Here is a 13,879-nt window from a genome sequence, read left to right as displayed (position 1 = left end):
CGTCTATTCAATACAACTATTTAGCTTTAAAAATCCTTTTTCTTAGATTTTCTATAAATGTTGAATGTAGGTAAAAATACCCAAATAGAAAGTGCGATACAAGATAAAATCACGCCTAAATTAGTACCAAAGAATTTCTGAAAAACAGCACCGGTATATCCTAAAAGAGCAGAGATATCAAGTTTTAATAAAATTAAAATCCTAGATAAATCGATAGGATTAAATAAAGTTACTCCTATTGAAAATTTATCTAATGGGTAGGATTCAAACATAATTAATGACATTAAAAAAAGGCCATCGTAGATTACTGCCATAAATAACCATAGTAAAATAGCATAGCTAAATCCCTTGATCTTGTTTTCATTATACAAGGCAATATTAAATGCCAGAGCAGTAAAAATTAATGTCAAAAATGCACCTGTTATAAGGAGTAATGAAAATTCCCAAATTGCGCTGGATTGAAAAAGACCATACATTATAAATGGTAATCCTAACCCTATGACCAAGCTCATAGAAAGTGAAAGAGCTACTCCTAGGTATTGCCCAAGAAAAATAGATGACCTTTTAATGGGTTGTGCCAAAAGTAATTCTGTAAATTCTTTAGAATTATAATAATACATTACTCCAAAAATGGTTCCGATAAGAGGAACAAGAATGATAATCACATTCATCAAAGTAATTACGGCTTTAGACAAGTCACTATTTAAGAATAATAATACGAAACCTAATGCCAAGTAGAAAAGCAGGTATACATAACTCCAGCGACTACGGATAAGGTCATAAAAACTATATTTTAAAATCTTAAGCATTGTTTTCTTTTAACAGATTAGCAATAGCATGTTCAAAATCATTTTCCTTTGTTTTTTCTTTTAAGGTATGTATATCTCCTTTAAAATATACTTTCCCTTCGAGTAGAAAAACAATTTCATCGGCTATCTCTTCTACAAAACTCATGATGTGAGAAGTAATCAAAATTGTCTTTCCTTTATCTTTTTCTTGCTGTATTATTTTTTTAAGCTCGAGCAAAGCAATAGGGTCAAGTCCCGTGGTAGGCTCATCTAGAATAATCAATGGGCTATCAAACATTAGTGTTAATACTAAATTTACTTTTTGTTTTGTTCCCCCAGATAGGTTGCTTAGTTTTTTGTCTAAAAAAGGAGTTAGTTGAAAAGATGTTATAAGTCCTTCATCATTTCCAGGTTTATTTCGTAGATCTTTAATCATTTTTATCAATTCCTGTACTGTTAGATTTGCAGGAAAATTAGCTATTTGTGGTAAATAGTCTATTTGTTGTCGATATTTCCAACTTTTCTTAATTAGTATGTTATCAATAAAAATATCTCCTTCATTTGGAATCACCATCCCAAGAATAGATTTGATCAATGTTGTCTTGCCAGATCCATTTGGTCCTAGTATTGCAAATATTCCTCCTTGTGCTATATCTAGATCAACTCCCTTTAAGACCTGATTCTTTCCAAAATTCTTATGTAAATTTTCAATTTTAATCATTCTTGTCTTTTCATTAGCGGAAAATTATCAAGTAAATCATCCGGAGTAAATACTGGTGAAACTTTTTCAGAAAAATCAATCATATCAATAAATAAACTTCTCATTAAGATAATCGTTTCTGGCGTTCGGTTTACGATATATGAAAAAAGCTTTACAGGTCTGTATGGTACATCTCCTACGCCGTTTTTATCCAAATCATATCCTGTATACCCACTCCAGTAATTCTGATCAAACTTGTTATCGTTTAGTTTACTGTTATAAGAGACATCAAATGAATTATACATAAAATTATTGTTGCTAAATATATTTGCGTAGCAAGCTCCTCGTACTTTTATAGCCCAACCGTTTTTTATAAAATTATTTTTAGTGTACTTAATTCGGTTAGAGCCTTCAATATTAATTCCTATGGTATTCTCTTTAAAAATATTTCCTACTATATCTGCGTCATTAATTTCTTTCAACAGAAGACCATATGATGCTGTCCCCCAGTTTTCTTTAAATGTATTATTTAGCATTTTTATCTTCTTAGAGAACATCACAGCAACACCTGCTCCATTATTCTCAAACGTGTTATTTTCATAAAGGTCATTATTAGAGAACATAAAATGCAACCCATATCGTAAGTTATCAGAGCTTATATTATTTTTTATTCTACAATCATTAGCAAACTCAAGATAGATACCATCTCTTACATGTGTAATGATATTATTTTCGATATCTATATTTTGAGAATACCATAATTGTATCCCATTACCCGAATTATATTCTTCTACTGCATCACCAATAATCTTGTTATGAAATACTCTGCCATCTCTTGATTTTTCTAAATATATCCCAAAGAATAGCTTTTCTAATACTAAGTTTTGTATCAAAAAATTTTTACTTTTTACCACTCTTACAGCTGCATAATCTTCTGTATAACTAGTCCCTACATTAATAATAAACAACCCATCTACTGTAACATTATCAGAGATCACTTTTATAATCCCTCCTTTTAACTCTCCATCAATAACAGGATAGTCTTCTCCCAGCAATGTCAAAGGTTTATCAATTACAATATCAAATTCATTGTATTTTCCTTTTTTTATGAGTACTGTATCACTTGCGGTTGCTCTGGCAATACCTTCTTTTATGGTTTTTGTTTCGCAAGAATCACAAACCTCTACAGTCTTGGCCTGAAGAAATATAGGTAGGAGAAAGATAGCTAGGTATAGTATTTTTCTGATTTGAAACATCTATTATTTTTTGCTTTTTCAAAGATAAGATCTGTACCAATGCAGATCGACCTAGATCAATATAGAATTTGAATAACTCCTGATTTTCATCAAGATATGTATTTTTAGCGTCTTAAGTGTTTTAAAAGTTCTTCCCAGGTAAATAAATCCCCCCCTTTTTCTGATTTTATTTTTTCGGCACTTGCCTTATCTTCAAATGAAGTCAAAAATGCTCCCATAGGACTTGAAATATTTTTACTTATCAAGAACGTAGCTTGTGTTGCATCAATCAATTCTTCTGGAGTATCATAATGATTAGAAAGATAAAGTGAGATTTCTTCTTTGTCTACCTCTGCAGAATAATTTATCATACATTCAATCGCATCAAACTTAAACACCTTACCTTTTTTTGTAACAACTTCTGCTCCGTGAATTTTATCTACAATAGTCATTCTACAATAGTGACAATTGTCTTCTCCGTAGTGTATTTTTTCAGGTTGAACACTGCATGAATTCAAAAACACAATCGTCAAAATAAAAAGAGGTATTTTATTAAAGCTATATTTTTTCATTTTTATAGACGTTTGAAGTTTTTTTCACGTTTCCCTACAAAATAAGAAATAAAAGTAAGAGCCATTCCTACTGCCAAAAAATATGCGCCAAGTTGCGGATATGAATGAGCTCTAAAATTCAAAATATCTTTTGTGCCAAATAAAGGAGGTTGAAAGCCCATAACAGTACCATCTGGGTTAGTAAATTTCATTATTGCTTTTGGATCTAAATCATGTCCATAATCATGTTCCCAAAGATAAAAATCATAGATTCCTGCTAAGGCCAAAATGGTCATTATAATAAACCAGCCTAAAAACCATTTATAGTTTGTTTTAAAAGCCAATATAACTCCCAGAGCAGCCATTATCATGATTACAGCTGGAAAGATTTTAAATTCTGGAATCGATTCAGGAATGTACTTCATTCCTACATAGTGATTCATTAAATTAATATTCTTAATGTCATGAGGATGCATGTCTGCAAAATCGTTTATATAGATATCCATTCCTAATGGAGTTGGATACTGAGGAGCTTCTAATGTAATATTCCAAAGAGGGAATACAAATAGAAATAAAGGCAGCAGAGCTCCTACAAGCATTAATAATCTTGATTTCTTCTTCATGACAACTATCTTTTAAATTGATTTAAAAGCGAGAGGAGTTATTGTCCTCTCGCTTTTTTGGAAATATAACTAATCTATCTCCTTCTTGATACATCTGAAAATTAATCTTCTCCCAGAGACCAAGAAAGTTCTATATCTGATGATGCAGGCGATACTCTAACATATCCTTGCATCTCTTGATGTAATGCTGAACAAAAATCGGTACAATAGAATGGCCAAACTCCTACTTGTTTTGGTTCCCATATAAAGGTTTCTGTCTGTCCTGGCATAATCAATAATTCAGAAGTATTGGCTCCGATCATACTCACCCCGTGAGGCACATCATAATCTTGTTCTAAATTTGTTACATGAAAATAGACCTTATCCCCTACTTTAATTCCTTCTATATTATCTGGTGTAAAATGACTACGAATCATGGTCATATACACATGTACTTCTTTTCCGTTACGTACTACTTTAACATCTTCATTATTCTTAACACCATATTTATGCTCATTTTCTTCTAGCTTATAGATCTTTTTAGAACGAGGTTTTATTAGATCTGCAGGTATACCAGCGGCATAATGGGGTTCTCCAATGGTAGGAAAATCTAATAGTAATTCCATTTTTTCACCAGTGATATCATATAATTGTGCTGATTGTGTAACTTCTGGTCCGGTTGGCAGGTAACGATCTTTGGTTATCTTGTTCATTGCCAATGCATACTTACCAAATGGTTTTCTAGAGTTTCCACCCGGAATCATCAAGTGACCTACAGAGTAATATGTAGGTTTTCTATCTATTACTTCCCAGCTTCCTAGTTTCCATTTTACGACTTCAGAAGAAATAAAGAAAGTAGTATATCCATTTCCTTTACCATCAAATTCTGTATGTAATGGTCCTAAACCAGCTTGAGAAACAACACCAGCCAATGCATCTTCGAATTTAATAATTGGAATTCCATAAGCATCACCATCAAACTGTTTATTTTCAATAGCCTTAATCATTTTACTAAATGAATGTACCGTAAGATCGGCAGAAAGCTTACCGTTACCTACAATATACTCTCCCGATGGATCTACATCACAGCCATGTGGAGACTTAGGTGTTGGTAAAAAGTATACTAAACCTGGACATTCTGCCGGATCCAATACTTTCACTTCTTTCTTCATTATCGAAGTCGCTGTATGTGTTTTCTCATCATATACATTATGTGCGTAATTAGCCGGCATGGTTTTAAACTTCCCTTGTTTGATATACTCTTCTGCTTTTTTCCAATTGATTGCAGCAATGAAATCTTTATCATTTTGAGATGCATTTACTTCTAACAAAGAATTTGCTTCTTCTGTATTGTAAGTAGTAAAGAAGAACCAACCATGTGAAGCTCCTCTACCTGGGTGAGCTAAATCATAATTGAAGCCTGGTAGTAAAATCTGAAAAGCCAAATCCATATTTCCATGATCAGGATCTACACTAATAAAGGATACGGCTCCTTTAAATTTACCTTTATACTCTTTGATGGCAATATCTTCTTGTGGTACAGGCACAGAAAAACGAGTTCCGGCTACTACATATTCTGTATTTTCTGTTACAAAAGATGAACTATGATTACCTGCACTATTCGGAACTTCAATTATCTCTGTAGTTTCGAAAGTACTTAGGTCAATTCTTGCAATTCTTGGAGTATTGTTTCCGTTAATAAAAACCCAACGCCCATCAACTTCTCCATTTGTTTGTGATATATCAGGGTGGTGAGAATCATCCCATGGAACAAAACCATAAGAAGTATTAAGCATTGGTTTTGTTTCTTCATTATATCCCCAGGCTTTTTCTGCGTCCTGAGAAAAAACGGGAATTACCTTAAATAATCGTCCTGATGGAAGTCCATATACAGATAATTGTCCACTAAATCCTCCTGAGACAAATGCATAAAACTCATCATGCTCTCCAGGAGCTACATAGACTTTTTCTGCAGCATTAGATCCTAATGCTCCATTGGTTGTTTTCTTATCTTTACTAATGTCAGCACAGCCGGTTATTACCAAACTAAGTACCGCTGTTATAAAGAGTATTTGAGATATACGTTTCATTGGTTTGTATTTATTATAAGCGTTAAATGGAGTCATATAACAATGATTTCATCTATTCTTTTTTATTAGTTTACTAATTTGATGGTGGCAATAATACCTTATCAATAACGTGTACAATTCCGTTACCAGCAGGGATACTTGCTACGATTTTGGCTTCGCCAATAAAAACATCTTCACCTTCTTTAGTGACTTTTACATTAACACCATTAGATTGACCCAGTTTTTTAAATTTTTTCAAAAAATCTTTTGAGTAGTTACCTGGTGTTACATGGTATTTTAAAATATTTGCTAATGCATCTTTATTTTCTGGTTTCAAAAGATTCTCTACCGTTCCGGCTGGTAATGCATCAAACGCTTCATTAGTTGGGGCAAATACCATTAAAGGTCCTGCATTCACCAAAGAATTTTCTAAACCAGCGGCCTGAACAGCAGCTACCAATGTAGTATGGTCTTTAGAACCAATTGCTATATTAAGCACATTAGGAGTCGCTTCATCATCTTGAATAAATGCTTGGCCTTGTTTTTCGGTGGTTTCAGTAACTGTATTTTGGGGTGTTGAATTTGTTTCCTCTTTCTTCGTTTCGGTTTTACAACTTAGCAAGAAGGTAAAGCTCATTAGAATTAAAAAAATTGCTTTAGTTGTTTTCATAATATTTAGTTTAATTTATTTTTCTGTTGTGCGGGTATTGATTTGCACAAAATCTATAACCCCTACAGCATCAAATATTCTGATTTTTAGGTGTTGTAGGATTGTATCCAAAAATTTTATTAGGTAACGTGATTCCATGGATATGTAATATGTATCCAATACAGGCAAAATGATGAATTGCATGACTATGCGCTTGGTTCACCCCTCCTCCTAAAGTTGTTGGAATCTCAACTATTCCCATTCCAAGATCATCTTTTATGATAATGGAAATGCTGGGGTCAAAATCAGAAATACATTCAAGTTCAGAAATTATTTTTCTTAAATATTTCTGGCCTTCAATCGGATTTTGTTCTACAATAGTTCCCCTTTTTCTATTAGTTAGATCAATAATTCTCGAATCTATACCTTTAAGTATACATTTAAAAATGTCTAGTATATGTCGTAAATGCCCTCCTATACTACTGTAATAAGGCGCTGCAGATGTACTGGAATAAATGGCAGGTGGTAATTCTGCAAATATCTCTTCTGCTTGTTTTAAATTTAATATGGTCGGTTCAACAATTTGTTTTAACATTCTTTCTCCTTAGACAGGTTACAACATTTCCAATAAGAAATTACGTCACTTTTATTTCAAAGTTCTGAAGTATTCTAAAATAGATCTGGCTTCTTCTTCTGTTAAACTTTGATTTGCCATAGGAGAACCATTAAATTCTTTTAATAATTCTTGAGCTAATGGATCTTCTTTAATCATTTTTTCTGGATCCAAAATCATATTCATAACCCATTCTGGAGTTCGTCTTTCAAGAATACCAACAGGAGCAGGCCCAATAAATTTCTTATGAGTCTTATGGCATGCAGCACATTTTGTTTTGAAGAGTTCTAAACCAAGATCAGCCTTTTTTTGATCAATAGTTGCATCCAACTCCAAATTTTTGATTGGCCCAACTCCTTTATTAGTAAGATCAACTGTCTTTGATGCAGGAGTACCTGTAGAAACCGGTTTGGTTTCTTTTTTTTGAGTTGTTGTACTTTTCCCTATTTTAATTTGCTCTTCTTTTTTTTCTTCTTTTCCCCCACAACTTATTAGTAGTGTAAAAGCGAATAACATCATTAATTTGTCTAGTCTAATCATTTTAATCGATTTAAAATTATTTTTCAAAAGTTCATTTCTCTAGTGAAACACTATTTTGAGTACATATGGCAAAATTAGGTATGAGTAAGAGACATAAATATGATTTTTATCATATTTTCGGACAAATTAGTCCTTTATCTTATTGTTTTATTGAAAATAGTATATAGAAATCAAGTATCATCAATCATTGACAACACTCAAAAACATCGATATAGGCTATGTTCTTTTTCAGATTAATGTGCCAATTCAATAATTTTATTTACCGTTTCTTTGTTGTTTACCCCTAACCCTTCTTGTTGATGTACTAGTTCTCCTTTTTGGTCAAAGACACTTATGATATTGGAGTGCGAAAAATCCATTGGTGATATTTTTTTGTAATTCACAGCAAGAACAGCTGCAAATTCTCTAGTATCTGATTTAGTTCCTCTTAGAAACAACCATTGATCAGAACTCATTTTGTTCTCAATCGAGAATTTTTTGAGTCTTTCGGGAGTATCTGTTTCTGGATCAATACTAACTAATAATAGTTTAATATTATCTTTTTTTGAATCTGGAATTTTTGCTTCTATATCTCTCATATCAGCCACCAATCTGGGGCAGGCTGCTTTACAAGAAGTATAAATCATTACCATCACAAGAACATCCCCTTTTAGTTCTTTCAGTTCTAATTTTTTATTGTTTTGTGTGGTCCAAACGGAAGGTAAATTATAAATCGAAAGTTCAGAAATAGAAGCACTATTTTCTTTGGATTTAGATTCGGATACAGCTACTTCTTCCTGTTTTTTTTCTTTATTACAAGAGCTTAACACAATGACTGCTCCTAATAGTAATGTTTTTATGATATTCATTTTGATCATATTTGATGATTAAACATACATTCTATATTCGATTTTTAAGGAGTTATATTTAGGTCCTTTACACAGCGAAAACCCAAATTCTTTACTGCATAATTTGCTTTCATACTGCCTCTAAAAGCATAACGCATAAATGCAGCATAATTCATTAAATCTGAAGCTCCAACCGCTGCACTACCACAAAATAAATTACTGTCTTTATCCACATCTTTTCTCGATTCTCCCGATATTAGTACAGAATTGAAATCGAGTGTCCATTCCCAAACCAATCCATGTAAATCGTATATCCCCCAATAATTTTTAAAAGTAGACCCTATGCTATTGTTAAAAGACTTAGGAGTCTCATACCATTCCAAAATATATTGATTGTAGGTTTCTTTTTTTCTAGCATCTGGCATCTTATCATCTGCCATTGCTGCATATTCCCACTCATCAATAGTTGGCAATCTTTTTCCTTGGCATTCGCAATATTTTTTTGCAGCAAACCAAGAAACACCAGTTATAGGAGAGTTAGGTTTTAGTTGATTTCCTAGAGTGTTATCGTCATTCCAAAGTACCAAGTAATTTTCATCTGCAAATAATCGTTTTATATGGCTGCGCTTCCATTGTGGATATTTTTTAACAAATGCTAAAAAGTCATTATTTGATACAGGATAGATGTCCATTAAAAAGTCATTAACTTTAACAGCTGTAGAATCCACCCCGTATAAAGGAATATAAACCCCTCCTTTAACAGTAACCATATTCTCTGTTTGTGCTATAACACTATTTAATGTACATATTATACATATAGCAAAAAAGAAAACTATTTTTAAAGGAGAGGTTATCATTTATTTCAATTTTTAATGTGCATTTCTTCTACTAGCGACTACAGAAGGCGTAACTTCTTTTTTAGAATTTCCCCAACTGTTATATATGTAAGTAAGTACATTGGCCACTTCTTCATCAGTTAAATCCTGTTTTGTCATCACACTGTTATATTTTACGCCATTTACAGTAATTTCGCCTGTTTTACCATGTAAAATAATATCTATTGCACGATTTAGATCAGCATTTAAGTAATCTGATTTGGCAAGAGGAGGAAAAGCATTCGGGATTCCTTGCCCTTCTGCCTGGTGACAAGCAAAACAAGTTCTCATATAGGTAGCTTTACCAAATTCCATTTTTTCTTGTAGTGATTTTGCAGTTTCTTTGGTTTGAACGATATCTTTATCAACCGGCATTTCCTGAATTCCACTTCCTTCTGGTTGATAAACTCCTTCTTCCTGTTTACCAGAATAGATTTTCTTATTCTCATCTCCTTGCACCTTGAGCATTCCTAAGGCACCTTTATTAAATGCTCTAAAAATCGAATGATCCACTAAAATGAAGGTTCCAGGAACATCAACCTTGAATTCTACGATAGCTGCACCTCCTGCGGGAACCAGAGTAGTTTGCACATTGGTATTAATAAGATCACCTCCTTCTACCCTAACGACATCAAAAATTTCGCCGATAACATGAAAAGAAGATACAAGGTTTGGTCCACCATTACCTACATATAATCTAACCGTTTCTCCGACATTTGCTGTAATAGCATTATCTCCTGTTAACGAGCCTACTTTTCCATTAAAAACCACATAATCTGCATCTTCATCTACAGCTTTTTTCATGTCAAAAGGCTGTAGTCCTCTATCGCCATTTTCTCCTTTAGTATAAAAATCTCCTTGCATTACATAATACTCCTTATCTACCGGTGGAAGACCTTCTTCGGGCTCAACAAGTATTAATCCATACATTCCATTAGCAATATGCATCCCTACCGGAGCTGTTGCACAGTGGTATACATACAATCCTGGGTTTAGTACTTTAAAAGAAAACTGAGCTTCGTGTCCGGGAGCAACAAAAGAAGATGTTGCCCCACCCCCTGGGCCTGTTACAGCATGTAAATCTATATTATGGGGTAATTTATTATCAGGGTGGTTTTTTAAGTGAAACTCTACTTCATCTCCAATTTTTGTTCTAATAAAACTTCCTGGTACCGAACCTCCAAAGGTCCAATATACATATTTCACACCATCTGTCATCTCTCCTTCTTCTTCTAGAACCTCCATATTTACAATAAGCTTCTTTGCCTTTCTTCTTGCTGTTGGTCCTGGTACATTAGGCGGTGCAGTTAATTCGGCAATCATTTCTTGACTTACAGGAATACCTTCTGGCCCCAAGTAGTTCTTTGCCTCTGCTTCTTTACTCTCAGAGCACGCAGACAGGATCATCAATAGAACTACTGCAAACAATCCAGTACCGGATAACAATACAAATGGTTTTTTTGATTTCATGTTTAAACTATTTTTTTTATTAATAAAAGACTTTTTTATCTTTTATTTTGTAAAAATAATAATTACCGTAGCACATGAAATATGATAATTATCATATTTCAGACTAATTAGTCTTTTATTTATTTGCGACAGAAAAAGATCTCATTATTTAATTCGGATATTTTTATCCTAATTAAATAATTACTATTTTTGTACTGTAACTAATTTTTAATTTGAATGTTTTCAAAAGCCTGCGAATACGGAATTAAAGCTGCTATCTTTATCGCCTTAAAATCATATCAAGGAGAGCGTGTAAGTCTAAAAGATATTGCAGCTCGAATTAATTCGCCAGAAGCATTCACAGCAAAAATCCTTCAAAAACTTGCCAAAAATAAGATTGTTAATTCAATAAAAGGTGCAGCTGGTGGGTTTGAAATCGAAAAAGATCAAATAGCATCTATACAACTTGCAGAGATTGTTGACGCCATAGATGGTGATGATATTTATATTGGCTGTGGATTAGGTCTTAATAAGTGTTCTGAAGACCACCCTTGCCCTGTTCATCATAAATTTGTTTCCGTAAGAAACGAATTAAAAATAATGTTGGAGTCTACCAACCTTGAAGAATTAGCTCTTGGAATAAAATCTGGAGCTTCATATTTAAAAACTTAAAAAAAATTATCACTAAATAGGATAAAATTGTCCGAATTAATTTTTCAATGACAAAAAAATGAATAAAGAAAGAAAATTATGGTTAGGGTTTGCAGTAATCATACTGCTATCCTTTAGCGTTTTAGGGTATTACGGTTATGAAATTTATCAAGAAGCTCCTCCAATACCCGATAAAATTATTTCATCAGATAATAGTATTATTTTCACTGGTACAGATATCAAAGATGGTCAGAATATATGGCAAAGTATAGGTGGCCAGGAGATAGGTTCTATATGGGGGCATGGGGCTTATGTTGCTCCCGATTGGACTGCAGATTGGCTACATCGAGAAGCATTATTTATTCTTAACAAATATGCTCAAGCAGATTTTAATAAAAATTATGATGAAATCAATGAAGAGCAGCAGGCGGCTTTAAAAATACGATTACAAAAGAATCTACGAACTAATACGTATGATAAAGTGAATGGTACAATTACAATTTCACAAGAGAGAATTGAAGCCATACACCATCTGAGTGATTATTATAAAGATTTGTTTACAGACGACCCGAAGTTTGATCAATTACGTATGGATTATGCAATCCCCAAAAACACTATTAAAAATGAAGAGCGAATGCGTAAAATGAATGCTTTTTTCTTTTGGGCTACCTGGGCGACGGTTACACAAAGACCAGAAGATGTTATATCATACACTCACAACTGGCCTTCAGATGAATTAGTAGGTAACGTTCCAACAACGAGTTTATATACTTGGTCTGGGGTAAGTATTATCTTATTGATACTATGCATTGGTATATTGATCTTTTATCACGTTAAATCAGGTGAAGATGAAGATACTCCTCCTCCATCAGAGGATCCTTTATTAAAACAAGGTATGACACCTTCTATGAAATTGGTTAAAAAATATTTTTGGGTTGTAAGTCTATTAATGATCATTCAAATGTTACTTGGTATTGTTACCGCTCATTATGGTGTAGAGGGAGATGGATTTTATGGGATTCCTTTAGATCAAATTCTTCCCTATTCAGTTACCCGTACCTGGCATACTCAATTAGCTATTTTCTGGATAGCCACCGCATGGTTGGCTACTGGATTATATATTGCTCCTTCAATATCTGGTAAGGATCCAAAATTTCAGGTATTTGGGGTTAATTTCTTATTTATAGCCCTTCTGATTATTGTAGCAGGTTCGATGTTTGGGCAATGGTTAGGAGTAATGCAAAAACTGAATCTAGTAGAAAACTTTTGGTTTGGTCATCAAGGATATGAATATGTTGATCTGGGTAGATTCTGGCAAATTTTCCTGCTTATAGGTTTATTTTTATGGTTGGCATTAATGGCTCGACCATTATTACCCATATTGAAGAAAAAAACTGAAGAAAAAAACCTCATCATCATGTTTTTAATATCCTGTATTGCCATAGCCATGTTTTATGGAGCAGGTCTTATGTGGGGTAGACAAACCAATCTTGCAATAGCAGAATATTGGAGATGGTGGGTTGTGCATCTATGGGTAGAAGGTTTTTTTGAAGTTTTTGCCACAGTAGTTATTGCTTTTTTATTTGTGCGATTAGGACTTCTAAAAACAAAAACCGCAATACACAATGTACTATTTGCTACTATTATATTTTTATCTGGTGGTATTTTGGGTACTTTTCATCACCTTTATTTTTCTGGGACTCCTACCGCTATAATGGCTCTGGGTGCAACATTTAGTGCGTTAGAAATCGTACCTCTTACTCTTATAGGTTATGAAGCATATCACAATTATAAATTATCAAAAGCAACACGTTGGCTTAACGATTATAAGTGGCCCATTTATTTTATGATAGCAGTCGCTTTCTGGAATTTTCTTGGGGCAGGGATTTTTGGCTTTATCATCAATCCGCCAATTGCTTTGTATTATGTTCAAGGGCTTAATACAACACCACTTCATGCACATACAGCCATGTTCGGAGTTTACGGCATGTTGGGAATAGGCTTAATGCTATTTGTTTTAAGAAGCTTATACAGGGATATACTCTGGAATCAAAAGTTGCTGAAAATTACTTTTTGGTCCTTGAACATAGGTTTATTGGCTATGGCATTACTAAGCTTATTACCCATTGGTATATGGCAAGCACTAGAAAGTATGGAGCACGGAATGTGGTACGCCCGTTCCGCCGAACTAATGCAACATCCTACAATGACTATTTTAAAATGGTTACGATCTATTGGTGATATCATTTTTGCAATTGGCATAGTAACTACTTGCTGGTTCGTGTTTGACCTAACATTAAAGAACAAAATAAAAACAATTTTAAAATAAA

14 protein-coding genes are annotated in these 13,879 nt (G+C 33.4%); 2 read left to right on the top strand and 12 right to left on the bottom strand.

Annotated elements, in window-relative coordinates:
* Positions 1 to 26: 26 nt before the first annotated feature.
* From ATE84_RS06300 to nirK, 12 genes are all read right to left on the bottom strand, one after another.
* Positions 27 to 809: an ABC transporter permease gene (locus tag ATE84_RS06300; protein WP_101446800.1), complete on the bottom strand. Its 783-nt coding sequence runs from the start codon at positions 807 to 809 to the stop codon at positions 27 to 29.
* Complete coding sequence (locus tag ATE84_RS06295; protein WP_101446798.1) at positions 802 to 1,509, bottom strand: ABC transporter ATP-binding protein; 708 nt, start codon at positions 1,507 to 1,509, stop codon at positions 802 to 804. The genes ATE84_RS06300 and ATE84_RS06295 overlap by 8 nt, the downstream gene beginning before the upstream one ends.
* Positions 1,506 to 2,744 (bottom strand): nitrous oxide reductase family maturation protein NosD, encoded by a 1,239-nt coding sequence (locus tag ATE84_RS06290; protein WP_101446796.1) that lies wholly within the window; start codon positions 2,742 to 2,744, stop codon positions 1,506 to 1,508. The genes ATE84_RS06295 and ATE84_RS06290 overlap by 4 nt, the downstream gene beginning before the upstream one ends.
* A 104-nt stretch (positions 2,745 to 2,848) precedes the next feature.
* Positions 2,849 to 3,295, bottom strand: a complete 447-nt coding sequence (locus ATE84_RS06285; protein WP_101446794.1) for a nitrous oxide reductase accessory protein NosL — start codon at positions 3,293 to 3,295, stop codon at positions 2,849 to 2,851.
* A 2-nt stretch (positions 3,296 to 3,297) separates the two neighbouring features.
* Positions 3,298 to 3,897 (bottom strand): hypothetical protein, encoded by a 600-nt coding sequence (locus tag ATE84_RS06280; RefSeq protein ID WP_233195754.1) that lies wholly within the window; start codon positions 3,895 to 3,897, stop codon positions 3,298 to 3,300.
* Between the two features lie 101 nt (positions 3,898 to 3,998).
* Positions 3,999 to 5,966, bottom strand: coding sequence for a Sec-dependent nitrous-oxide reductase (nosZ, locus tag ATE84_RS06275; RefSeq protein ID WP_101450860.1), 1,968 nt, complete (start codon positions 5,964 to 5,966; stop codon positions 3,999 to 4,001).
* Between the two features lie 73 nt (positions 5,967 to 6,039).
* Positions 6,040 to 6,615, bottom strand: coding sequence for a fasciclin domain-containing protein (locus ATE84_RS06270; RefSeq protein WP_101446790.1), 576 nt, complete (start codon positions 6,613 to 6,615; stop codon positions 6,040 to 6,042).
* Between the two features lie 70 nt (positions 6,616 to 6,685).
* Positions 6,686 to 7,189: a hypothetical protein gene (locus ATE84_RS06265; RefSeq protein WP_101446788.1), complete on the bottom strand. Its 504-nt coding sequence runs from the start codon at positions 7,187 to 7,189 to the stop codon at positions 6,686 to 6,688.
* Between the two features lie 51 nt (positions 7,190 to 7,240).
* Positions 7,241 to 7,747, bottom strand: a complete 507-nt coding sequence (locus ATE84_RS06260) for a c-type cytochrome (protein ID WP_101446786.1) — start codon at positions 7,745 to 7,747, stop codon at positions 7,241 to 7,243.
* 233 nt (positions 7,748 to 7,980) lie between these two features.
* Positions 7,981 to 8,595 carry an SCO family protein gene (locus tag ATE84_RS06255; protein WP_369828508.1) on the bottom strand — a complete coding sequence of 205 codons (615 nt, stop codon included), beginning with the start codon at positions 8,593 to 8,595 and terminating at the stop codon, positions 7,981 to 7,983.
* Positions 8,596 to 8,639: 44 nt separating this feature from the next.
* Complete coding sequence (locus tag ATE84_RS06250; RefSeq protein ID WP_233195753.1) at positions 8,640 to 9,431, bottom strand: formylglycine-generating enzyme family protein; 792 nt, start codon at positions 9,429 to 9,431, stop codon at positions 8,640 to 8,642.
* Between the two features lie 12 nt (positions 9,432 to 9,443).
* Complete coding sequence (gene nirK / locus ATE84_RS06245; RefSeq protein WP_199176858.1) at positions 9,444 to 10,919, bottom strand: copper-containing nitrite reductase; 1,476 nt, start codon at positions 10,917 to 10,919, stop codon at positions 9,444 to 9,446.
* Positions 10,920 to 11,135: 216 nt separating this feature from the next.
* On the opposite strand from nirK, the gene ATE84_RS06240 reads away from it, so the two are divergent.
* Together ATE84_RS06240 and ATE84_RS06235 are read left to right on the top strand one after the other, a co-directional pair.
* Positions 11,136 to 11,570 carry an Rrf2 family transcriptional regulator gene (locus ATE84_RS06240; protein ID WP_101446782.1) on the top strand — a complete coding sequence of 145 codons (435 nt, stop codon included), beginning with the start codon at positions 11,136 to 11,138 and terminating at the stop codon, positions 11,568 to 11,570.
* Positions 11,571 to 11,628: 58 nt separating this feature from the next.
* Complete coding sequence (locus ATE84_RS06235) at positions 11,629 to 13,878, top strand: nitric-oxide reductase large subunit (protein WP_101446781.1); 2,250 nt, start codon at positions 11,629 to 11,631, stop codon at positions 13,876 to 13,878.
* The last annotated feature ends 1 nt before the right edge of the window (position 13,879 follow it).

The sequence above is a fragment of the Aquimarina sp. MAR_2010_214 genome (assembly GCF_002846555.1).
GTDB lineage: Bacteria > Bacteroidota > Bacteroidia > Flavobacteriales > Flavobacteriaceae > Aquimarina.
This window is presented reverse-complemented; position numbering and strand designations above follow the sequence as displayed.

Bases quoted from the DNA above. Each gene is read 5' to 3' on its own strand.
- ATE84_RS06280 (WP_233195754.1), bottom strand. From the start codon at position 3,897: ATGAAGAAGAAATCAAGATTATTAATGCTTGTAGGAGCTCTGCTGCCT.
- ATE84_RS06290 (WP_101446796.1), bottom strand. From the start codon at position 2,744: ATGTTTCAAATCAGAAAAATACTATACCTAGCTATCTTTCTCCTACCT.
- ATE84_RS06270 (WP_101446790.1), bottom strand. From the start codon at position 6,615: ATGAAAACAACTAAAGCAATTTTTTTAATTCTAATGAGCTTTACCTTC.
- ATE84_RS06235 (WP_101446781.1), top strand. From the start codon at position 11,629: ATGAATAAAGAAAGAAAATTATGGTTAGGGTTTGCAGTAATCATACTG.
- ATE84_RS06295 (WP_101446798.1), bottom strand. From the start codon at position 1,509: ATGATTAAAATTGAAAATTTACATAAGAATTTTGGAAAGAATCAGGTC.
- ATE84_RS06255 (WP_369828508.1), bottom strand. From the start codon at position 8,595: ATGAATATCATAAAAACATTACTATTAGGAGCAGTCATTGTGTTAAGC.
- ATE84_RS06250 (WP_233195753.1), bottom strand. From the start codon at position 9,431: ATGATAACCTCTCCTTTAAAAATAGTTTTCTTTTTTGCTATATGTATA.
- ATE84_RS06240 (WP_101446782.1), top strand. From the start codon at position 11,136: ATGTTTTCAAAAGCCTGCGAATACGGAATTAAAGCTGCTATCTTTATC.
- nosZ (WP_101450860.1), bottom strand. From the start codon at position 5,966: ATGAAACGTATATCTCAAATACTCTTTATAACAGCGGTACTTAGTTTG.
- ATE84_RS06265 (WP_101446788.1), bottom strand. From the start codon at position 7,189: ATGTTAAAACAAATTGTTGAACCGACCATATTAAATTTAAAACAAGCA.
- ATE84_RS06260 (WP_101446786.1), bottom strand. From the start codon at position 7,747: ATGATTAGACTAGACAAATTAATGATGTTATTCGCTTTTACACTACTA.
- ATE84_RS06285 (WP_101446794.1), bottom strand. From the start codon at position 3,295: ATGAAAAAATATAGCTTTAATAAAATACCTCTTTTTATTTTGACGATT.
- nirK (WP_199176858.1), bottom strand. From the start codon at position 10,919: ATGAAATCAAAAAAACCATTTGTATTGTTATCCGGTACTGGATTGTTT.
- ATE84_RS06300 (WP_101446800.1), bottom strand. From the start codon at position 809: ATGCTTAAGATTTTAAAATATAGTTTTTATGACCTTATCCGTAGTCGC.